At 71.4% G+C, this 20408-nt stretch carries 18 protein-coding genes; 8 read left to right on the top strand and 10 right to left on the bottom strand.

Features of this window, described 5'->3' with window-relative positions; translation table 11 throughout:
* Positions 1-83 precede the first annotated feature (83 nt).
* From ACZ6CV_RS11915 to ACZ6CV_RS11895, 5 genes are read right to left on the bottom strand one after another with little or no spacing between them, the layout of a single operon-like run.
* A complete protein-coding gene (locus ACZ6CV_RS11915; RefSeq protein WP_469250683.1) occupies positions 84-1283 on the bottom strand; it encodes an SDR family oxidoreductase in 1200 nt (399 codons plus the stop codon).
* The gene (locus ACZ6CV_RS11910) at positions 1280-2527 is read right to left on the bottom strand and encodes an alpha/beta fold hydrolase (protein WP_469250682.1); all 1248 of its coding nucleotides are present in this window, start codon (positions 2525-2527) and stop codon (positions 1280-1282) included. The genes ACZ6CV_RS11915 and ACZ6CV_RS11910 overlap by 4 nt, the downstream gene beginning before the upstream one ends.
* 16 nt (positions 2528-2543) lie before the next feature.
* Positions 2544-4145 carry a class I adenylate-forming enzyme family protein gene (locus ACZ6CV_RS11905; protein WP_469250681.1) on the bottom strand — a complete coding sequence of 534 codons (1602 nt, stop codon included), beginning with the start codon at positions 4143-4145 and terminating at the stop codon, positions 2544-2546.
* Positions 4145-4387, bottom strand: coding sequence for an acyl carrier protein (locus tag ACZ6CV_RS11900; protein WP_355812214.1), 243 nt, complete (start codon positions 4385-4387; stop codon positions 4145-4147). The genes ACZ6CV_RS11905 and ACZ6CV_RS11900 overlap by 1 nt, the downstream gene beginning before the upstream one ends.
* Entirely contained in the window at positions 4384-5508 is a 1125-nt protein-coding gene (locus ACZ6CV_RS11895; RefSeq protein ID WP_469250680.1) for a hypothetical protein, read from the bottom strand. The genes ACZ6CV_RS11900 and ACZ6CV_RS11895 overlap by 4 nt, the downstream gene beginning before the upstream one ends.
* A 455-nt stretch (positions 5509-5963) precedes the next feature.
* Here ACZ6CV_RS11895 and ACZ6CV_RS11890 point away from each other — a divergent pair, with 455 nt between their 5' ends.
* The 6 genes from ACZ6CV_RS11890 to ACZ6CV_RS11865 are packed head-to-tail and all read left to right on the top strand — an operon-like array spanning position 5964 to position 12217.
* Positions 5964-8186, top strand: a complete 2223-nt coding sequence (locus tag ACZ6CV_RS11890) for an MMPL family transporter (RefSeq protein WP_469250679.1) — start codon at positions 5964-5966, stop codon at positions 8184-8186.
* A 40-nt stretch (positions 8187-8226) separates the two neighbouring features.
* Positions 8227-9345 carry a 1,2-phenylacetyl-CoA epoxidase subunit PaaA gene (paaA, locus tag ACZ6CV_RS11885; protein ID WP_469250896.1) on the top strand — a complete coding sequence of 373 codons (1119 nt, stop codon included), beginning with the start codon at positions 8227-8229 and terminating at the stop codon, positions 9343-9345.
* Positions 9345-9650, top strand: coding sequence for a 1,2-phenylacetyl-CoA epoxidase subunit PaaB (paaB, locus tag ACZ6CV_RS11880; protein WP_355812227.1), 306 nt, complete (start codon positions 9345-9347; stop codon positions 9648-9650). Before paaA ends, paaB begins: the two co-directional genes overlap by 1 nt.
* Positions 9640-10476: a 1,2-phenylacetyl-CoA epoxidase subunit PaaC gene (paaC, locus tag ACZ6CV_RS11875; RefSeq protein ID WP_469250678.1), complete on the top strand. Its 837-nt coding sequence runs from the start codon at positions 9640-9642 to the stop codon at positions 10474-10476. Before paaB ends, paaC begins: the two co-directional genes overlap by 11 nt.
* Complete coding sequence (gene paaD, locus ACZ6CV_RS11870; protein WP_469250677.1) at positions 10473-11000, top strand: 1,2-phenylacetyl-CoA epoxidase subunit PaaD; 528 nt, start codon at positions 10473-10475, stop codon at positions 10998-11000. Before paaC ends, paaD begins: the two co-directional genes overlap by 4 nt.
* Entirely contained in the window at positions 10997-12217 is a 1221-nt protein-coding gene (locus ACZ6CV_RS11865; RefSeq protein ID WP_469250676.1) for a 2Fe-2S iron-sulfur cluster-binding protein, read from the top strand. Before paaD ends, ACZ6CV_RS11865 begins: the two co-directional genes overlap by 4 nt.
* Before the next feature lie 127 nt (positions 12218-12344).
* On the opposite strand, the gene ACZ6CV_RS11860 is transcribed toward ACZ6CV_RS11865, so the two are convergent.
* From ACZ6CV_RS11860 to ACZ6CV_RS11845, 4 genes are all read right to left on the bottom strand, one after another.
* Positions 12345-14630 (bottom strand): (Fe-S)-binding protein, encoded by a 2286-nt coding sequence (locus ACZ6CV_RS11860; RefSeq protein ID WP_469250675.1) that lies wholly within the window; start codon positions 14628-14630, stop codon positions 12345-12347.
* Positions 14631-14858: 228 nt separating this feature from the next.
* Positions 14859-15416, bottom strand: coding sequence for a flavin reductase family protein (locus ACZ6CV_RS11855; RefSeq protein ID WP_362376443.1), 558 nt, complete (start codon positions 15414-15416; stop codon positions 14859-14861).
* A 47-nt stretch (positions 15417-15463) separates the two neighbouring features.
* Positions 15464-16939 (bottom strand): aminotransferase class I/II-fold pyridoxal phosphate-dependent enzyme, encoded by a 1476-nt coding sequence (locus tag ACZ6CV_RS11850; protein WP_469250674.1) that lies wholly within the window; start codon positions 16937-16939, stop codon positions 15464-15466.
* 234 nt (positions 16940-17173) lie between these two features.
* Positions 17174-17881 carry a DUF5324 family protein gene (locus ACZ6CV_RS11845; protein ID WP_469250673.1) on the bottom strand — a complete coding sequence of 236 codons (708 nt, stop codon included), beginning with the start codon at positions 17879-17881 and terminating at the stop codon, positions 17174-17176.
* 341 nt (positions 17882-18222) lie between these two features.
* Here ACZ6CV_RS11845 and ACZ6CV_RS11840 point away from each other — a divergent pair, with 341 nt between their 5' ends.
* Positions 18223-18756: a peptidylprolyl isomerase gene (locus ACZ6CV_RS11840; RefSeq protein ID WP_469250672.1), complete on the top strand. Its 534-nt coding sequence runs from the start codon at positions 18223-18225 to the stop codon at positions 18754-18756.
* A 112-nt stretch (positions 18757-18868) separates the two neighbouring features.
* The gene (locus ACZ6CV_RS11835) at positions 18869-19765 is read left to right on the top strand and encodes a rhomboid family intramembrane serine protease (RefSeq protein ID WP_469250671.1); all 897 of its coding nucleotides are present in this window, start codon (positions 18869-18871) and stop codon (positions 19763-19765) included.
* Between the two features lie 313 nt (positions 19766-20078).
* Here ACZ6CV_RS11835 and crgA read toward each other — a convergent pair whose 3' ends face one another.
* Positions 20079-20336 (bottom strand): cell division protein CrgA, encoded by a 258-nt coding sequence (crgA, locus tag ACZ6CV_RS11830; RefSeq protein ID WP_055563960.1) that lies wholly within the window; start codon positions 20334-20336, stop codon positions 20079-20081.
* Positions 20337-20408: the final 72 nt, after the last annotated feature.

The following is a 20408-nucleotide window of genomic DNA, read 5'->3' as shown; positions in this document are numbered from 1 at the left end:
GTGGGCGGCGTACGGCGGCGTACGGAGAAGCGGAGAAGGGGGCGCCGACGGCGGTGGGGGACGCCGTCGGCGCGGGGCGCAGGTCAGCCGGCGGTGGCGGCCACCCGGCGCGTGCCCTTGAAGGCGAAGGAGGCGCGGGCCGGCGCCGAGCTGCGCCCGTCGGACTCGATGCGGTCGAGGTACCAGCGCACGAAGCGACTGACCTCGGCGCGGTCCAGGTCGAAGCGCTGGGCGCCCGCGCCGCAGACGGACTCGGTGTTCGTCTGGTCGAAGCGCTTTCCGTTGATCATGTACGAGGCGTAGAACTGGATGCCCTCGTCGAGCTTCAGGTCGATCGCGGTGAGCAGCCCCCGGTTGGAGACGAAGCGGGGCTTGCGCAGGCCGGTGAGGGCGAAGACCTCCTCGATGACCTCGCCGACCGTCGGCGAACCGCCGTTGTTGAGGTGGTAGACGGTGCTCAGCGCGCCCGTACGGCCGATGGCGACGGCGCTCCTGGCCACCAGGTCGACGGGGACGAGGTCGCACTCGATGTCCGGATCGGCGATGATCGGCACCTGCCGGTGCTGGAGCAGGTTGCCGAACTCCTTCTCCACGGCGCGGCGGAAGCGCAGCGCGGACGAGACGAAGCCGTACATGCCGGTGAAGCTGGTGGCGGCGCCGGTCGCGGAGTGCCCGATGACGATCGACGGGCGCAGCACGCGCCACGGCAGACCGGAGGCGGCGACCTTCTGCTCGCCGATGGTCTTGGTGGCCTCGTAGACGTTGTTCGCCGACTCGGTGTCGCCGGGGAACTCCTCGTGCATCAGGCCGGTGCGCCTGCCCGCCACGTAGGCGGTGCTGACGTGGTTGAACACCGGCTCGCCGAGGGCCTTGGCGAGCTCCAGGACGTTGTGCGTGCCGGTCACGTTCATGAGGTTGATCTCGTCGGCGTGCCGGTCCTCGTACTTCAGGGAGGCCGCGACGTGCCAGAAGGTGCCGGGCGCGGTGCCGTCGGCGGCGCGGAACCGGTCGGCGGACGCGGGCAGCGCGTCGTCGGTGATGTCGCCGGCGACGGCCCGGGTGCGCTCCAGGATCGCGGGCAGCAAGCCGGGGACGTCGTACATCTCCGCCGCGTGGCCGAGGGCGTCGTGCAGGCGGCGGGTCGCGGCCGCGTCGTCGTCGCCGCGCACCAGGCACACCAGGTGGTCGGGGGTCTCCTGGAGCAGTTCGAGTGCGACGGCCCCGCCGACGAAGCCGGTCGCCCCGGTGATGACGTGGACGGCGGGAGGGGTGGTGGCGGTCACTGTGCGGACTCCTGGGAGGTGGCGGGCAGGGTGGGGCTGTGGTGGGCGCGCAGATGGGCCGCGATGGAGGCGAGGCTCTCGAAGACCTCCGGCGGGACGTCCATGTCCCACTCGACGGACAGCTGCTCTTCGATCCGGCCGAGCAGCAGGGTGAACGCCCAGGACTCCAGGCCGATGCTGTTCAGCGGCGTCTCGGCGAGCCCCGTCACGGGCAGGTCGGCCCGGTCGGCGACGACCTCGCGGAGCAGCGCGCAGAGGACGGCGAGCAGCGCGTCGTCGGTCTCGGAGGCCCCGGCGACCGGCGCGGAAGCCTCGCCTCCGGCGGTCTCCCCGGCGGCTCGGTCGCCCGCCGGAGTCCGGTCGTCGTCACCGGTCTGCGGGGCCACGGCCGCCTCGCGGGCCGCCAGCGCGTCGAGGAAGCGCTGGACCCGGGCCTGGAAGCCGTCGCCGTCCTCCATGTACGGGAGGTGGCCGACGTCGTGCATCCACTCGACCTCGGAGTCCTCGATGAGCCGGCCGGCCTCCGCTCCGAGCGTCTCGTTCCACATGTCGTCCTTGTCGCCGAGAAGCAGCAGCGTGGGCTGCTTGATGGCGGCGAGGAGCTCGGGGCCGTCGGTGACCTGCTGGGCGCACTTGAGGTTGGTGAGCATCGGGTCCGGCGGGTGGATGGCCGTGAACGCGGAGCGCAGCCCGAGGTAGCCGGTGGCGCCCATCTCGCGCATCGCCGCCTCGCTGAAGACGACCGAGTACAGGTGGTCCCAGAGGGCCTGGGTGCCGCCCAATTCAAGGGAGTTGATGCAGGCGCGCTCGGTGGCCCGGCGCCGTACGCCGTCCCCGGGCGTGCAGGACGGGCCGGTCAGGATCAGGCCGTCGACGCGCTCGGGGTAACGGGCCGCGAAGTCACGGCAGATGAACCCGGAGGCGGAGGTGCCGAGCAGGTGGGTGCGCTCGATGCCGAGGCCGTCGAGCAGCACCCGCAGGTCCTCGACGTGGTCGTCCCAGGTCATGTCCGGGGAGACCGATGAGGCGCCCTGGTTGCGCAGATCGTAGGTGAGGACCCGGTTCCGCTTGGCCAGTTCGGCGGTGAAGTTGCGCCACATCGGCGCGATGATGAAGAAGTTGTTCACCAGGGTGAGGTGCGGGCCCTCGTCCCCCTGGATCTCGTAGTAGAGCTCGGTGTCGTCCGAGACGCGGAGCGTGCGCTCCGCGGTGTAGCGCAGGTCGAGCGTGGGTGCGCTGGTCATGGGCCTTCCTTCCGGCTCAGGTGCGCAGCAGCCGTTTGAGGATCTTTCCGGCGGGGCTACGGGGCACCTGGTCGATGAACTCCAGATGCCGGGGGCGTTTGTACGGTGCGAGGCGCTCGGCGAGATGGGCCATCAGCTCGGCCCGGGTGACGGCCGGGGCGCCGTCGGCGGTGGTGTCCGGCGGTGCGGGGCCGTCCGTGGTGTGCGGCGGTGCGCCGTCGGCCGCGGTGTCCGCGGGGCCTGCGGGGCCGGTGACGACGTACGCCGTCGGGACCTCGCCGTAGTCGGCGTCCGGGACGCCGACCACGGCCGCGTCGCGCACCAGCGGGTGCGTGAGCAGCGCGCGTTCGATCTCGGCGGGGTAGACGTTCTGTCCGGCGCGCAGGATCAGGTCCTTGCGCCGGTCCACGAGGTGGATGAGGCCGCTCTCGTCGAGGAGGCCGAGGTCGCCGGTGCGGATCCAGCCGTCGACGGTGATCTCCTCGGTGGCGGCCGGGTTGTTCCAGTAGCCGCGCATCAGCCCGGGGCCGCGCACGGTGATCTCGCCGACCGCGCCGAGCGGCAGCTCCGCGCCCGCGTCGTCGAGGACCCGTACCGACATGCCGGGGATGACGCGTCCCGCGGGCAGCGGCGCGCCGGTGGCGAGGGTGCGGTGGTCGTCCGGGGTGAGGGTGGCGAACGGACCGCCCACCTCGGTCATGCCGTACACCTGCCGGAAGCCGCAGTCGAGCCGCGCGGTGGCCTCGGCGTGCAGCTCGACCGGCATCGGCGCCGCCCCGTACAGCACCTCGCGCAGCGAGCCGAGGTCGGCGCCCGCCATGCCCTTGCTCTGCAGCAGGAAGCGGAGCATCTGCGGGACGAGCCAGACGTGGGTGGCCCGGTGGCGCTCCAGCGCCGCGAGCGCCCGCTGCGGCGTGAACCCCGGCAGCAGGACGACGGTGGCGCCCGCCGCCAGGTACGTGAGGATGACCGTCATGCTGCCGTGGTAGAGCGGGCAGCAGTTGACCAGGACCATGTCGTCGGTGGGCGCCGCCGTGGCGAGCCAGCCGAGCGAGATGCCGCGGAACGAGCCGTGGTCGACGGTGACGCCCTTGGCCCGGCCCGTGGTGGCCGAGGTGTGCAGGATCGCGGCGAGGTCGCTGTCGGCGACGTCGGGCAGCCGGAAGCTCGCGTCGTCGCCGTCCTCGTCGCCCTCCTCGCCGGCCCGCGTCGTCCGCGGCGCGGCCAGCTCCGCGTACTCCGGGCCGTCCACCGCGACGCGCAGCCGCACCGGCAGCTCGGGGTGGCGGTCGAGGAGCGCGGCCTCACCGAGGATCACGCTCACCCCGGTGCGCCGCACCATGCCGGTCACCTCGGGCGCGGTGAGGCTGTGGTTCAGCGGTACGAACAGGGCGCCGAGCTTGGCCAGCGCGAAGTACGACTCGATGACCTCGATGCGGTCCAGGGAGAGGACGGCGACCCGGTCGCCCCGACTGACGCCGCGCGCCGCGAGACCGCGGGCCAGCCGGGTCGTGCGCTCGTCCAACTCGGTCCAGGTCACCGAGCGTTCGGCGTCGATCAGCGCCGTGCGGTCCCCGAAGCACTGCCGGCCCCGGTGCAGGACCTGGCCGAGCCACATCAGGCGGCCCCCTCGACCGTGCCGCGCGCGGCGATCAGGCGCTCGTAGTCGGCGATGGAGGACAGGTCGTCCATGTCCTCCGCGGTGACCTCCACGCCGGTCCGCTCCTCGATGAGCAGGACCAGGCGGACCAGGTCGCCCGAGTCGACGCCGCTGGCGCTGAGGTCGGCGTCGTCCGCGATCTCGCCGCCGAACTCCGTCAGGCCGGTCAGTTCGACGAGCATCTCCCGTACGGTGCTCATGCGTTGCCTTTCGCTGTGGTGCCGCTGAAGGTGTTGTCCCAGGTCCCGTCGGAGACGGGGCAGTCGTGCACGGCCAGCGGTTCGCCGGCCGGCACGGACCAGGGCAGGAACCGGCTCGGGACGGAGCCGGCACAGAAATCCGAGAACTCCTCGTGGGGCGGCCTGTGCCGCTCGGAGAGGACCGCGAAGACGGGGTCGACGGGCTTGAACACGCCGTCCTCGTCGAGGACTTCGCACCAGGCGTGCTCGGCGTCGAGCACCCCCAGGTAGCGGCCGCGGCGGGTCCGGGCGGTGAGGCCGTCCGCCTCCGCCCTGCGCAGGAGCTCCAGGGAGCAGACGGTGCAGTCCATGATCCCGAGCCGCCGGGTCTCGGCCGGGTCGGTGCGCAGGCGCGGATGCATCCACTGGAAGCGGTAGGGCCCGTCGCGCAACTCGCCGACCAGCGCGTCGAAGTGGCGCCGCGCGTCCGCCGAGAGCAGCGGGGCGCGCCACCCGGCGGTGGTGACCCGGCCCGTCAGCCGCACCGACGCGGCGTGCTCGACGACGAGCGCGCCGTCCTCGCGTACCGCGGACTGCTCGCCCTGCGGCGCCTCGCCCTGCGGCGCGACGAGCTCCAGCGCCTCGCCCTGCGGCGCGACGAGCTCCAGTGCGTCCAGGTGGCCGCCGAAGACCTCGGGGGTGGGCAGTGCGATCCGCCAGGTGCCGCCGGGGCAGCGGGGATCGCGGCAGCGCAGCCGCCAGTCCAGCGTCCAGTGGCGCGGCGGGGTCCAGGTGTCCGGGTCACCCGCGGCGAACCGCAGCATCATCCGTTGCCCGGCCAGCGGGACGCTGGTGGTGGCTCCGGAGTAGAGAGCCGTGTTGGCCAGGTCGTGGTAGTCGAAGCGGAGTTCGGCACCGGATCCGGCGTGGGCGAGGCCGGCCGCCGCGAGCTGGTCGAGGAGCTCGTCCCGGCAGCCGAGCAGGGCACGCGCCTCGTCCCGGCCCACCCGCAGCTCGCGGTGGCGCTCCGGCATCGGCACCAGCGCGCGCAGCGCCGACAGCCAGGGCCGCAGCGCGGGATCCGCGGCCGCGTCCCCCTCGGGGGGCGGCGCGACGGCGCGTGCGCGGACGTCAGAAGACATGGTGACGCGGTCCTTCCGGACGGGAGGGATGAACTCGGGAGGGGTGAACTCGGGAGCGCTGAGCTCGGGAGGCGTGGACGACGGCCGCCGCGAGCGCGCGACGGGGCGCTCGGGCGGTACGGGGGCGGTGCGGCGGCGGTGCGGAAGCGGTGCGGGGCGGTGCGTAGGGCGTACGAGGGCGGTGCGGAAGCGGTACGGACGGCGGCGTGCTGAAGCGGTACGGGCGGCGTGCGGAGGCCGTACGGAACGCCGTACCGACCCCCCGCGCCGAACCGGCACGCACCACAGAAGAGTCCGGCCGACCGCCCCGGCAATCCCTCGCCCCCCGGAAAAGTCCGTGTGGCGTACCCCATAGACCCGCCGTGGATAGCGCGGCCGATCCGCGGCCTCATTCACCCACGGGGGTGTCACGCCCTCAGCCCGGTAACGCCCCTCCGCGAAAGGGAGTCTGCGAAGTGTTCGGAAGGCTGTTGCACCTGCTGGAGAGGGGACCGAGGCGTCTGCTCTGGACGGTCGGGCTGCTCGCGCTCGTCTGTCTGGCGGGCGGCGGATCCCAGATGAAGTCCATGACCATGGGCGTGGACGACTACGACGACTCCGAGTCGGCCGCCGTCAAGGTCCTCGACGACGTGGAGAAGGCCACCGGCGCCAGCCTCGAGCAGGGCTACGTCGTCCTCGTCGAGCTGGACGAGCCCGTCGACGCCCGCTCCGCCGACCGGCCGGAGCGGCTGCGCCGCGCGGTCGACCTGATCAAGAAGCGCCCCGAGGTCACGGGCGTCGAGGACTACGTCTCGGCGAAGAACCCCGCGATGGTCCGCAAGGACGGCAAGAGCACGTACTTCGTCGCCTCCGTCAAGGGATTCGCGCCCGGCGACGCCGTCACCAAGGCCGTCACCGCGACCCAGGACGCCCTCGACGCGGACAAGCAGCTGGCCGACGGCGTCACCCTCGGCGGCCCGACCGCCTCGAACGTCGAGGCCAGCACGATCTCCAGCGAGGACCTCGGCAAGGCCGAGACGCTGGCCTTCCCGATCCTGCTCATCCTGCTGCTCTTCATCTTCCGCGGCGTGATCGCGGCGCTGATCCCGCTCGGCGGCGCCCTCGTCTCGATCGCCGTGGCGCTCGGCGTGCTCGGCGCGGTGATGACCGTGCTCGACCTGTCGATCTTCGCCCTCAACCTGGTGATGGCGCTCGGCATCGGCCTGTCCATCGACTTCAGCCTGCTGATCATCTCCCGCTTCCGCGAGGAGCTGCGGGCCGGTCACGACACCCTCGACGCCGTCGGCCGCACCATGCGCACGGCCGGCCGCACCGTCCTGTTCAGCGGTCTGACCGTCGCGGTGGCGCTGGCCTCGCTGCTCGTCTTCCCGCAGCGGTTCCTCTACACGATGGGCATCGCCGGCATCGCCACCTCGCTCGGCGCGCTGCTCTTCGCGCTGCTCGGCCTGCCCGCGCTGCTCGCCGCGCTGGGCGGCCGCATCAACAAGTGGGCGCCCAAGAGCTGGCAGCGCACCCAGGAGCTCGGCGCGGACAACGCGTCCGGCGGCCGCTGGTACCGCTTCTCGCACGGTGTGATGCGTCGCCCGGTGAGCGCCGCGGTCGCCGCGAGCGCGGTCCTCGTGGTCCTGGCGCTGCCCGCCTTCGGCATCAAGTTCACCGGCATCGACTCCGCCTCGATGCCCGCCGACTCCGACGCGGGCCGCGTCTACGCCTCCCTGGAGAAGGACTTCCCCGGCTCGCTCCAGTCGCCGGTGCACCTCGTCTCGGAGGCGCCGAAGGACGCGGGCGCCAAGCTCACCGCGTACGGCGAACGGCTCGCGGAGCTCGACGGCGTCGCCACCGTGACCCCGCCCCGCCCGATCGGCGACGGCATGTGGGAGACCCAACTGGCGCTCAAGGACGCGCCGTTGTCCCTCGACGCCCAGGACACCCTCGACGCCGTGCAGGCCGTGGACGCCCCGTACCCGACCGTGCCCACCGGCAACACCGCGCTCTACGACGCGATGATGAGCAGCCTCGGCGACCACCTGCCGCTGAGCATCGGCCTGATGTCGCTCACCACGCTGCTCATCCTCTTCGCGATGACCGGCTCGGTGGTGCTCCCGCTGAAGGCCGTCATCACCAACCTGCTCACCCTCGCCAGCACCCTCGGCCTGCTCATCCTCGCCTTCCAGGACGGCCACCTGGAGGGGCTCTTCGACTTCACCGGCCAGGACGCGCTCCAGCCGACGATGCTCATCATCCTGCTGGCCGTGGCCCTCGCGATGTCCACCGACTACACCGTCTTCCTGTTCTCCCGCATCAAGGAGGGCGTGGACCACGGCCTTCCGGACCGTGAGGCCATCGCGCTCGGCCTGGAGAAGGTCGGCCGCACGGTCACGCTCGCCGCGGTGCTCTTCTGCATCCCGATGGGTGCCCTGGTGCTCTCCCGGCTGATCTTCATCAAGCAGCTCGGATACGGGACGGCCGTCTCGGTCATCATCGACGCCACCCTCGTCCGCGCGCTCCTGGTGCCCTCGCTGATGGCACTGTTCGGCAAGGCCAACTGGTGGGCGCCGGGGCCGCTGCGCCGCTTCCACACCCGCTTCCTGAGCGGGCTGCAGGAGCGGGACGAGCCGGCCGCTCCCGCGGCGTCCGGCGCCGGGCGTGAGCGCGTCGGTACCGGCCGGGAGGCCTGAGGTGACCGCCGACACGGCCGCGATGGCTGGTACGGCTCAGATGGCTGCCACGGCTGATGCCGCTGATCCCGCGCTGGCCGAGCGCCTGCGCGAACGCTTCGACGACCTGCTCCGCAACGACGAGCGGGTCGAGCCGCACGACTGGATGCCGGACGGCTACCGGCGCATGCTCGTACGGCAGATCGGCCAGCACGCCCACTCGGAGATCATCGGCATGCAGCCGGAGGGCGCCTGGATCGCCCGCGCGCCCTCGCTGCGCCGCAAGGCCGTCCTGCTCGCCAAGGTGCAGGACGAGGCGGGCCACGGGCTCTACCTCTACGCTGCGGCACAGACCCTCGGCGTCAGCCGCGGCGAGCTGCTGGACGCCCTGCACAACGGCAGCCAGCGGTACGCGGGCACGTTCAACCACCCGGCGCTGACCTGGGCGGACACCGGCGCCATCGCCTGGCTGACGGACGGCGCCGCCGTCATCAACCAGGTGCCGCTGTGCCGCACGTCGTACGGTCCGTACGGCCGCGCCATGCTCCGCATCTGCCAGGAGGAGACCTTCCACGTACGCCAGGGCTTCGACTCCCTGCGCGCGCTGTGCCAAGGCACTCCGGAGCAGCGGCGGATGGCGCAGGACGCGGTGAACCGCTGGTGGCTGCCGGCCGTGGCGCTGATGTTCGGGCCGCCGGACACCCCGGCGAGCAAGGACCGCGCCGCCGCGTTCGGCGCGGCGCACACCAAGCGGGCCATCGCCTGGGGCATCAAGCGGCACCCGAACGACGAGCTGCGCCAGCGCTTCGTCGACATCGTCGTGCCGCAGGCGCAGGAGCTGGGCCTGAGCCTGCCCGACCCGGCCATCGCCTGGAACCCGGAGCGCGGGCACCACGATTTCACGCCGGTCAGCTGGGACCAGTACCGCGAGGTGCTCTCGGACGACTCCCAGTGCGCGCGCCAGCGCCTGGCCCACCGGGTCGCCGCGCACGAGGACGGCGCCTGGGTACGGGAGGCCGCGGTCGCGGCCACCCGGCACGAAGCGGGCCAGGCGGAACAGGCGGGACAGGCAGGCCAGGCGGGACAGGCAGGCCAGGCGGAACAGGCAGGGCAAGCGGGACAGGCAGAACAGGCCGAGCCGGCCGAACAGGTCGCCGGTCAGAGCAGGGGGACACCGTGATGAGCACATACACGACCACGAGAGCCGAGACGCCGTGGGAGGTCTTCGTCAGGACCCGCCGCGGCCTGGGGCACCAGCACGTCGGCTCGGTGCTCGGCGCCGACGCCGACCTGGCGATGGCCAACGCCCGCGATCTGTACACGCGGCGCGGCGAGCCGTCGTCGATCTGGGTGGTCCGCTCCTCGGACATCCGGGCCACCGCACCGGACGAGAAGGAGCCGCTGTTCAGCAACGGTACGGGCAAGCCGTACCGCCTCTCCGAGCAGTACGCGGCTCCGGCGGGCGGCAGCGACCATGGCCACTGAGACCCTGACCGCGACGGCCCCGACCGTGCCCACCCTCACCGCACCCGCCCCGACCGCGCCGCGGGACACCGCCGCGCTGGAGAGCGACACCGCGCGGTACGCGCTCGCCCTCGGCGACGACGCCCTGATCCTCTGCCAGCGGCTCTCCGCCTGGGTGACCAGGGCGCCCTCCATCGAGGAGGACCTGGCGCTCTCCAACATCGCCCTCGACCTGCTCGGCCACGCCCGCACCCTGCTCGCGTACTCCGCCGAGCTGACCGGCCACGGCGACGAGGACACCCTCGCGTTCACCCGCACCGAGCGGGAGTTCCGCAACGTGCTGCTCGCGGAGATCCCCAACGGGGACTACGGACTCACCCTCGCCCGGCAGCTCTGCCTCGCGCACCACACCCGGCTGCTGTACGCCGCGCTTACCGGCTCCGCGGACCCGGCGCTCGCCGCGTTCGCGGGCAAGGCCGTCCAGGAGTCGGCCTACCACTGCACGCACGCCGAGCAGTGGACGGTCCGCCTCGGCACCGGCACCGAGGAGAGCCACCGCCGGATGCAGGCGGGCCTCGACCAGGTGTGGCCGTACACCGCCGAGCTGTTCGCGGCGGACGAGGTGACCGCGCGGCTCGTGGCGGACGGTGTCGCCGTGGACCCGGCGGGCCTGCGCACGGAGTGGGACGCGGCGGTCGGCGGCGTCCTCGCGCGGGCCGGGCTGACCCTGCCCAGGGTGAACTGGCACTCCCGGGGCGGCCGGGACGGCCTGCACACCGAGGGGTTCGGACCGCTGATCGCCGAACTCCAGGCGGTGCACCGGCAGTACCCGGGGGGCACGTGGTGACGGCGGTACGCGCGCGGCCGGCGCCGGAACCGGTGCGCGAGCGGCTGGCTCCCGAACGGGTACGGGAGCGGGTCGCCGCCGTCGCCGACCCGGAGCTGCCCCTGATCACTCTCGGCGAGCTGGGGGTGGTGCGGCAGGTGACGGCGGGCCCGGACGGGACCGTGGAGGTCACCGTGACGCCCACCTACACCGGGTGCCCCGCCATGGACATCATCGTGGCGGACATCCGGGCCGAACTCGCCCGCTGCGGGCACCCGGACGGGCGGGTGCGGACCGCCCTCGCGCCCGCCTGGACCACGGACTGGATCACCGCCGAGGGCCGGCGCAAGCTCGCCGAGCACGGCATCTCGCCCCCGGGCAGCAGGACCGCACCGCTTCCGCTGCGGCTCGGCACCGGTGCGGCCTGCCCGCACTGCGGCTCGACGGCCACCCGGCCGCAGAGCCCCTTCGGGGCGACGCGCTGCCAGTCGGTGCTGGTCTGCCTCGGCTGCCGGGAGACCTTCGGCCACATGAAGGCGATATGACACCACGAGACGGAGCCGCCCACACCCTCACGGAGCACACGTCCGGTTTCCACGCGCTGCCGGTGCGTCGCGTCGAGCGGCTCACCGAATCCGCCGTGGCCGTCACCCTCGGCGTCCCCGACGCCCTGGCGCCCACGTTCGCCCACCGCGCGGGCCAGCACATCGCCGTACGCCACCGTCTCGGCGCCACGGGCACGGGCGGGCGCGAGAGTGAGGGCGGGGGCGGGAGCGAGGACGGGGGCGGGAGCCAGTACGGGAGCGGGGAGATCCGGCGCAGCTACTCGCTCTGCCCGCCGCCCGGCCCCGCGCCCGGCCCCGCGGCGCCCGGGACACGGACACTGCGCATCGTCGTCAAACAACTGGGCCCCGGCGGCTTCGGCGAGCACGCCGTCACCCGGCTCGCCGCGGGCGACACCCTCGAGGTCGGCCCGCCCAAGGGCAGTTTCACGCTCGCGGACCGGCCCGGCGCGCACCACGTGCTGATCGGCGGCGGCAGCGGCATCACCCCGCTGCTGAGCATGGCGGCCGCCGCGCTGGACGAGGATCCGCGGTGCAAGGTCTCGCTCGTCTACGCCAATCGCACGGCGCGCTCGACCCTCCTCGCCGAGGAGGTGGCGGACCTCAAGGACCGCCACACCGGCCGGTTCTTCGTGCTGCACGTGCTGTCCGGCGAGGAGCGCGAGTCGGAGGTGCTGTCCGGCCGGGTCGACGCGTCGAAACTGCCGCGCCTGCTGGCCGGGCTCGGTGCCGACCCCGCCGACGACCGCACGCACTTCTACCTCTGCGGTCCCTGGGGCCTGGTGGAGTCGGTGGACGAGGTACTGCGGGAGCTGGGCGCCGCCCCGTCCCGCGTACGCCGTGAACTGTTCTCGACGGATCCGGCGGCGCGGGAACAGACGGTACGTCAGAACACGGGCCCGGACGTGGGCGTGGGCGGCGGCGCCCGCGTCACCGCCAAGCTGCACGGCCGCAGCACCGAGGCCGAGATGACCCCGCAGGACCCCTCGCTCCTCGCGGCGGTCCTGCGGCACCGGCCGGAGACCCCGTACTCGTGCCGCGACGGTCTGTGCGGCTCGTGCCGGGCCCGGGTGGTCGACGGCGAGGTCGTGCTCGCCCGGCGCTACGCCCTGACGCAGGAGGAACAGGACGCCGGCTACACCCTGCCGTGCCAGGCTCGTCCGGCATCGGAGCACGTGGGGCTGGACTTCGACGCGTAGCCGGACAGACAGAAAGACCCGGACGGACAGAAAGACCCGAACAGACAGAAGACAGGGCCGGAACCGCGAAGTGCGGTTCCGGCCCTGTCTCGTGGTGTCTCGTTTCACGTGAAACACCAAGGGTCGGTTACTTGACCGGTTCGGATTCCGGCTCGTCGACGCTCTCGGTTTCACCGTCCGGCGCCTCGACCGGTGTTTTCACGGAGTCGAGGAGGAGTTGGGCGACGTCGACGACTTGGAGGGATTCCTTGGCGGCGCCGTCGTTCTTCTTGCCGTTGACGGAGTCGGTGAGCATGACGAGGCAGAAGGGGCAGGCCGTCGACACGATGTCCGGGTTGAGGCTGAGCGCCTCGTCGACGCGCTCCGTGTTGATGCGTTTGCCGATGCGTTCTTCCATCCACATGCGGGCGCCGCCGGCTCCGCAGCAGAAGCCGCGTTCCTTGTGGCGGTGCATTTCCTGCTGGCGCAGGCCGGGGACCTTGTCCATGATCTCGCGCGGGGGCGTGTAGATCTTGTTGTGGCGGCCCAGGTAGCAGGGGTCGTGGTAGGTGATCAGGCCCTCGACGGGGGTGACGGGGATGAGTTTGCCCTCGTCGATGAGGTGCTGGAGCAGCTGGGTGTGGTGGATGACGTCGTAGTCGCCGCCGAGCTGGGGGTATTCGTTGCCCAGGGTGTTGAGGCAGTGCGGGCAGGTCGCGACGATCTTCTTCGCCGACTTCGGCTTGGCCGATTCGGGCGTGGCCTTGCCGTCGTCGTCGAGTTCCTCGCCGAACGCCATGTTCAGCGCCATGACGTTTTCCTGGCCGAGCTGCTGGAAGAGCGGCTCGTTGCCCAGACGGCGTGCGGAGTCACCGGTGCACTTCTCGTCGCCGCCCATGATGGCGAACTTCACGCCGGCCATGTGCAGGAGTTCGGCGAAGGCCTTGGTGGTCTTCTTCGCGCGGTCCTCCAGGGCGCCGGCGCAGCCCACCCAGTACAGGTATTCGACTTCGGTGAGGTCTTCGATGTCCTTGCCGACGACGGGGACTTCGAAGTCGAGTTCCTTGAGCCATTCCAGGCGCTGCTTCTTGGCCAGGCCCCAGGGGTTGCCCTTCTTCTCCAGGTTCTTGAGCATCGTTCCGGCCTCGGAGGGGAACGCGCTCTCGATCATGACCTGGTAGCGGCGCATGTCGACGATGTGGTCGACGTGCTCGATGTCGACCGGGCACTGCTCCACACACGCACCACACGTCGTGCAGGACCACAGGACGTCGGGGTCGATGACCCCGTTCTCCTCGACCGTCCCGATCAGCGGACGCTCCGCCTCCGCCAGCGCGGCCGCGGGCACGTCGGCGAGCTGCTCGGCGCTCGCCTTCTCCTCGCCCTCCATCGTCTTGCCGCCACCGGCGAGCAGATACGGAGCCTTGGCGTGGGAGTGGTCGCGCAGCGACATGATGAGCAGCTTCGGCGACAGCGGCTTACCGGTGTTCCAGGCGGGGCACTGCGACTGGCACCGCCCGCACTCCGTACACGTCGAGAAGTCCAGCAGGCCCTTCCACGAGAACTGCTCCACCTGCGAGACGCCGTACACGTCGTCGTCGCCCGGGTCCTCGAAGTCGATCGGCTTGCCGCCCGAGGCCATCGGCTGCAGCGCGCCCAGGGCGGTGCGGCCGGAGGACTCCCGCTTGAACCAGATGTTCGGGAAGGCGAGCATCCGGTGCCAGGCGATGCTCATGTCGAGGTTCAGGCTGACCGTGATCATCCAGATGAAGGACGCGCCCAGCTTGAGCATGGCGAAGAAGTAGACCCAGGTCTCGACGCCGGAGTGGCTGACGCCGTCGAAGAGGAGGGTCACGCCGTACGAGACGTAGTTGTCCGGGCCGTAGTCCGCGTGGTGCAGCACGCCTTCCAGACCGCGCAGCGCCATCACCGAGAGACCGATGAGGAAGATGACGGTGTCGACGAAGTAGGCGTGGGCGCGGTTCGATCCGGCGAAGCGGGACTTGCGGCCCGGCCGGGTCGGCAGGCTCAGCTGCCGGATCACGAACATGATCACGATGCCGAGCGTGGTGCCGGTGCCGATGAACTCGATGTACATCTCGTACGGCAGCCAGCCGCCGATGATCGGCAGGGTCCACTCCGGGTCGAACAGCTGCCCGTACGCGTTCACGATCGTCAGGATCAGGGTGTAGAAGCCCAGCGCGACGAACCAGTGGGCGAAGCCCACCAGACCCCACTGGGCCATGCGCGTGTGGCCCAGGAATTCCTTGACCAGCGTCACGCTCCGCTGCCAGGGATTCTCCAGACGATTCGCGTTCTCCGGCAGCGGCGCACCCAGCCGGAAGAAACGGAAGAAATGCACAAAAGCGCGCACGAACAATGCAATGCCGACCGCGCTGAGTGTCAGCGAAACGACGATCGCGGCGAGTTGCATGGGGGCTCCTCGAACCGGTCCCGGTGGGGCTGATGGACGTAGATGCGGATATCTCCGAGCGGGCGCCCACCCGGACTGGCGGGGCCCCGGCCCGACTATTACTAAGCGGTAACTTATTGAGCTCGTATGAGCGTACCGCCCCGCTCCTCGGCAGTGCACCCGCATACGCAGTGATCTGCGTCGCTGATGAGCCGGGTCCGGCGCCCGCCGCGCGGTGAACCGGTGCGGTCAGACGGGGTGCCCGGCGCTGATGTCGCTCGCGTCGTGCAGCGAGAGCGGGGTCCGGTCCTCGGTCTCGGCGACGTACGCGGCGACCGGGTCGAGCACGAAGGCGACGTGGTCCCCGCCGTCGAAGCGGCCGTGGACCCGCCCGGCGAACCAGGCGAGGGCGTCGTCGAGCACGGGCGTCCCGTCCGGACCCTCGTGCCAGTCGAGACCGGCGAACTTGTCCGTCTCCGCGCTGCACAGGGAGCCGAAGCGGTCGGCGAGGTCGTGGCGGTCGCGGGGCAGCAGATGGACCACGAGGGTGCGCGTCCTCAGCGCGAGGCGATAGGTGTGGTTCGCCGTGGAGAGCCAGACGGCGAACCGCGAGGGCTGTACGGAGCACTGGCTCGCGAAGCCGACCAGGCAGCCCGCGCGCTCTCCGTCCGCCGCGGCGGTGACCACGTACACGCCGGGGTCGGGGAGCCCGGTGAAGACGGCGATGTCCTCGTCGACCTCCGCGCTGCCCCGGTCCACGTCAACGCTCCGGTCCACGTCACTGTGCTGGTGCGCGTCGCCTGCCATGTCCTCGCCCTCCGCGGAGAGTTGTCGTCGTCGGTCCTCCGCCCCGCTCAGGCGGTGACCCGGACGGTGTTCAGGGAGCCGTCGGCCGCGTCGGGGAGGTTCATGCCCGCGCGGACACCCGAGCGCAGATAGGTCAGCACCGGCTCGGTCAGCCGCTCGCCGGGCAGGACGACGGGGATCCCGGGCGGGTACGGGGTGATCATCTCCGCGGCGACGCGTCCCGCCGCGTCCTCCACCGGGACGTCCTCGTAGGAGGCGAAGTAGGCGTCGCGCGGCAGGGTCGCCTGGACCATCCGCAGGTCGGCGGGGCCGGGCACGTCGACCCCCGGCGCGTCCCGCAACTCCGCGGCGTGCGCGGACAGATCGCGCAGCGCGTCGAGGAGCCGTCCGGTCGTGGACGCGTCGTCGGCGTGGGTGAGCTGGGCACTGACCCGGCGGTGGTCGAAGAGGTGCAGGTCGATGTGGTGGTGCGTGCGCAGCCAGTCACCGGCGCGGTAGCCGGTGACGCCCAGCGCGGAGAGGTCGATGACGACGGGCAGCGGGTCGAAGTCGGACGCGCGCCCCGGCCCGCAGTAGTCGTCGGCGTCGTCCACGTGCAGGCCGTCGATGCGCTCGATCGCTGCCCGGGTGTGGGCGGCCAACTGGAGGGCGTCGTCGATGAGCTGCTTGCCGTGCTGGACCATCTGGCGCCGCCAGCCGTCCAGGCCCGCGTAGAGCAGGACCGAGGGGCTGGTGGTGCCGAGCAGGTCGGCCCGGGAGGCGAGGACGGCGGGGTCGATGAGGTCGCCCTGGAGGTGGAAGACCGAGCCCTGTTCGAGACCGCTGCCCATCTTGTGGACGCTGGTCACGCAGATGTCCGCGCCCGCGTCCATCGCCCAGGTCGGCAGCCCGTCGTGGAAGGGCAGATGGGCGCCCCACGCCTCGTCGACGATCAGCGGCTTTCCGCGCCGGTGGCAGATCTCGGCGATCCGTTGCAGGTCGGCGGTGGACCCGTAGGGCGTGGGGCTGGTGACGAGGGCGCCGTCGGCGTCGGGGTGGGCGGCGAAGGCCTGCTCGAACGCCTCGGGCCGGGGCGGATGGGCGATGTGACGCTCGGGGTCCCAGGTCGGTTCGACCCAGACGGGCTCGACGCCCGAGAGGATCAGACCCGCGATGACCGACTTGTGCGCGTCGCGTCCCACCAGGAGGCGGTGGTGCGGCGCGGTCACGGTCAGCATGGCCGCCTTGACCGACAGGGAACTGCCGCAGGTGGAGAAGAAGGTGTGCTCGGCGTGGACGGCGTCCGCCATCAGGCGCTCGGCCCGTCCCAGGACGTCGTCGCGGTTCAGCCGGTCGTCGAGCCCGCCGTTGGCGAGCAGGTCGCCGTGGAAGACGGCGTCACCGAGCACCTTGCGCACCCGGGGGTCCGCGCCGCGGGCCTGCTTGTGGCCGGGCGGAGTGAAGGCCAGCTCATTGGCGTCGTGGTAACGCTGGAGCGCCTCCAGCACCGGTGCCTCGTCGTGGTCCAACTCGTGCGCAGCCATGCCGTGAGCAGTTCCCTTTCCACCGCGTACCAATCAGCACCCGTACCGATGCAGCACCCGCACCACCCGAGTGGCTCGTTTCACGTGAAACACGCACCCCGCACCACCCGAGTGGCTCGTTTCACGTGAAACACCGCGGGGCGGTCGTGCAACGCCGTGGGGCGGGAGCCCTCCCGGGTCTCCCGCCCCATGGCGTCATGACGGCGTCGTCCGTTGTGGAACCGGGCGGCCGGGTCAGGACTTCTTGTCCCCGTCCTTGCCCTCGGCCTCCGCCTCGGCCTGCTTGACCTGGACCTCGGGGTCGAGCGCGGCCTGGCCGCTGCCGTCGACGGAGGTCAGCGGCGCGCTGTCCGGGACCTCCGTGGCGGCCGGCGGCTCGACCAGCCAGTCGGGGTTGGCCTGCTTGTCCCACCACTTCCAGGCGGCGACCGCACCACCCGTGAGGATGCCGATAACGGCGAGGCCCTTGGCGAGGCGACCCACCCGGGCCCGGCGCTCGTGCTTGCGGGCGAGGCGCTGGATCTCCTTCGCCGAGACCTGACCGCGCAGCGCGGCGATGGCCGCCGTGCCACGGGACGCGGCCTCTTCGCGGACCGGCTGCGCGGCGGCGACCGCCTGCTCGATACGGGGCTTGGAATACTCGGCGGCCTGGCGGGCGGCCTTGCGCGTGCGGACCGCGGCTTCGTGCGCGGCCTGGTCGACCTTCGGTGGCACATGGGTGCGGGCCTGCTCGACGCGGGGGGCGACGTGGGCGCCGTACTGGACACGGGCCTGCTCAGCGGCCTGCGACACCCTGGGTGCGAGCCGTACGCGCGCTTCCTGGGCGTAGTGGCTGGCCCGGTCCTTGGCCGTGTCGGCGTAGGGCGCCACCGCGTCCGCGGCGTGACGCACGCTGTCCTTGGCCGAGCCGGTCGCGGCGCGCACGCTGTCGATGCGGGTCACGGGATCCTCCTCCTCGGTGGCGTATAGGTATGTCACCTTTCCACCCTTTCAGGGATCATGCCTTCCGGATCGCTCCGAAAGACATGCGAGGGCGGGCATCCGGGTCACAGGAACACTGACGCCGGTCCTTCTTGTATCCGTTCGCGCCGGACTTGAACACATCGATTCCGTGGCTCTGTTCCGATCAATTCGCTCGAATCGGGGCGGAAGAGCTCTTGGCCGACCATGTCACGGATCCCTTCGACGCGCGCCCAGTCGGCGGCTACTCGTCGCAATCCGGTCCGTGCGAGGATCGGGGAGTCACCGAAGACGGAGTCACCGAAGACAACGGAAGGCAGATCGTGGCCGAGCAGCTTTACGCCACCCTGAAGACCAACCGGGGCGACATCGAGGTCCGGCTGCTGCCGAATCACGCGCCCAAGACGGTCAAGAACTTTGTCGAACTCGCCCGGGGCGAGCGCGAGTGGGTCCACCCCGCGACCGGCAAGAAGACCTCGGACCGGCTCTACGACGGCACGGTCTTCCACCGGGTGATCAGCGGCTTCATGATCCAGGGCGGCGACCCGCTGGGCAACGGCACGGGCGGCCCCGGCTACGAGTTCGAGGACGAGTTCCACCCCGACCTGGCCTTCGACAAGCCGTACCTGCTCGCGATGGCCAACGCCGGACCGGGCACCAACGGCTCGCAGTTCTTCGTGACCGTGTCGCCGACCGCGTGGCTGACGCGCAAGCACACGATCTTCGGCGAGGTCAGCAACGACGCCGGCAAGGAGGTCGTGGACGCCATCGCGGGCACCCCGACCAATGGGCGCACCGACCGCCCCGTGAACGACGTGGTCATCGAGTCCGTGGTCGTCGAGACCCGGGACGCCTGACCCGCGTACCCGCGAGGGAACCAATCCGCCCCGCCCGTCCGTAAGGAAGGGCGGGGCGGCGCGTTGTCAGGTGTGCCGCCACAGTGCGTTCGTACGGAGAATGAGGGAACCCATGGAGCAGGCGCCAGGCAGCCCGCAGGAGCCGCAGGGGGCGTCGGGCCTGCCCCGTTGCTACCGGCATCCGGACCGTGAGACGGGCATCACCTGCACGCGCTGCGAGCGCCCCATCTGTCCCGAGTGCATGATCAGCGCCTCGGTCGGCTTCCAGTGCCCCGACTGTGTGCGCGGCGGCTCGGGCACCGGGCACACCCGCGAGGCCAACCAGCCGCGCACGGTCGCGGGCGGCACCGTCGCGGCCGACCCGCGCCTGGTCACCAAGTTCCTCGTGGGCGTGAACCTCGCGCTGTTCCTCGTGCAGCTGGCGGTCGGCGACCGCTTCACCGAGCGCTTCGAACTGCTGGGCCTCGCCTTCGTCCCGGGATCCGGCTCGGTGGAGGGCATCGCCGAGGGGCAGTGGTACCGCCTGGTGACAGCGATGTTCCTGCACAGCGGCTATATGCACATCGCCTTCAACATGCTCAGCCTGTGGTGGGTCGGCGGCCCGCTCGAAGCCGCCCTCGGCCGCGTCCGCTATCTCGCGCTCTACGCCGCGTCCGGCCTCGCGGGCAGCGCCCTGACGTATCTCCTGGCGGAGCCGAACCAGCCCTCGCTCGGTGCGTCCGGCGCCATCTTCGGGCTGTTCGGCGCGACCGCGATCCTGATGCGGAAGCTGAACTACGACATGCGGCCGGTGCTCGCGCTGCTGGCGATCAACTTGGTGATCACCTTCAGGTGGCCCGACATCGCCTGGCAGGCGCACGTCGGCGGTCTGGTCGGCGGCCTCGTCGTCGGCTACGCGATGGTGCACGCGCCGCGCGAGCGACGGAGCCTCATCCAGTACGGCAGCTGTGCGCTGGTGCTGGTCGCGACGGTGGTCGTGGTCCTCGTGAGGACCGCACAGCTCACCTGACAGGTTGGGCACAACCGCACTTGACAGAGCGCCCGTATCACCGGCGGTACCCCCGTTGTCCACAGCGTGTGCCGGATCTTGTGCATGACGTGGGGAACACGCGTGCCCCTCGTCGCTGACCTGGGTTTCCCCAGGAAGGACAAGGGGCACGCGGCGAACAGAGGTCCGGTGGGTCAGTCACACCGGCGTCAACCGGCCGAGGGTTATCCACAGATCTTCAGCCTTATCCCCAGGTGGGGATAGCGCTGTGGATAACTCAGGGCAAGGCTTGCGCGCGGCGCCTTCCTCCCCTACGGGCGCTACGGGCGAGGAGCTACTTCCACTGGGTGGAGACGCCGAAGCCCGCGGCGATGAAGCCGAAGCCGACCACGATGTTCCAGTTGCCCAGGGGGTCGATCGGGAGCTTGCCGTCCGTGACGTAGAAGACGACGATCCAGGCGAGACCGATGAGGAACATCGCCAGCATCACCGGAGCCACCCAGCTGCGATTGGTCAGCTTGATGTTCGTCGCCTTCTTGGCGGGCGGCGGCGTGTAGTCGTCGGCCTTCTTGCGGATACGTGACTTCGGCACGAGGGTCTCTCCTGTCGATGCGCTGCGTGGCCGCGCAGGTGACTGTGGGCTGGCGCCGGGCGGGGCACACAG

It is taken from the genome of Streptomyces sp. NPDC041713, from assembly GCF_055591085.1.
Note: the sequence above shows the minus strand (reverse complement) of the source record. Positions and strands in the feature narration are given on the sequence as shown.

Coding starts and splice junctions, on each gene's coding strand:
- ACZ6CV_RS11910 (WP_469250682.1), bottom strand. CDS start 2,527: ATGACCAGCGCACCCACGCTCGACCTGCGCTACACCGCGGAGCGCACG.
- ACZ6CV_RS11905 (WP_469250681.1), bottom strand. CDS start 4,145: ATGTGGCTCGGCCAGGTCCTGCACCGGGGCCGGCAGTGCTTCGGGGAC.
- ACZ6CV_RS11900 (WP_355812214.1), bottom strand. CDS start 4,387: ATGAGCACCGTACGGGAGATGCTCGTCGAACTGACCGGCCTGACGGAG.
- ACZ6CV_RS11895 (WP_469250680.1), bottom strand. CDS start 5,508: ATGTCTTCTGACGTCCGCGCACGCGCCGTCGCGCCGCCCCCCGAGGGG.
- paaA (WP_469250896.1), top strand. CDS start 8,227: ATGGCTGCCACGGCTGATGCCGCTGATCCCGCGCTGGCCGAGCGCCTG.
- paaB (WP_355812227.1), top strand. CDS start 9,345: ATGAGCACATACACGACCACGAGAGCCGAGACGCCGTGGGAGGTCTTC.
- paaC (WP_469250678.1), top strand. CDS start 9,640: ATGGCCACTGAGACCCTGACCGCGACGGCCCCGACCGTGCCCACCCTC.
- ACZ6CV_RS11865 (WP_469250676.1), top strand. CDS start 10,997: ATGACACCACGAGACGGAGCCGCCCACACCCTCACGGAGCACACGTCC.
- ACZ6CV_RS11860 (WP_469250675.1), bottom strand. CDS start 14,630: ATGCAACTCGCCGCGATCGTCGTTTCGCTGACACTCAGCGCGGTCGGC.
- ACZ6CV_RS11855 (WP_362376443.1), bottom strand. CDS start 15,416: ATGGCAGGCGACGCGCACCAGCACAGTGACGTGGACCGGAGCGTTGAC.
- ACZ6CV_RS11850 (WP_469250674.1), bottom strand. CDS start 16,939: ATGGCTGCGCACGAGTTGGACCACGACGAGGCACCGGTGCTGGAGGCG.
- ACZ6CV_RS11835 (WP_469250671.1), top strand. CDS start 18,869: ATGGAGCAGGCGCCAGGCAGCCCGCAGGAGCCGCAGGGGGCGTCGGGC.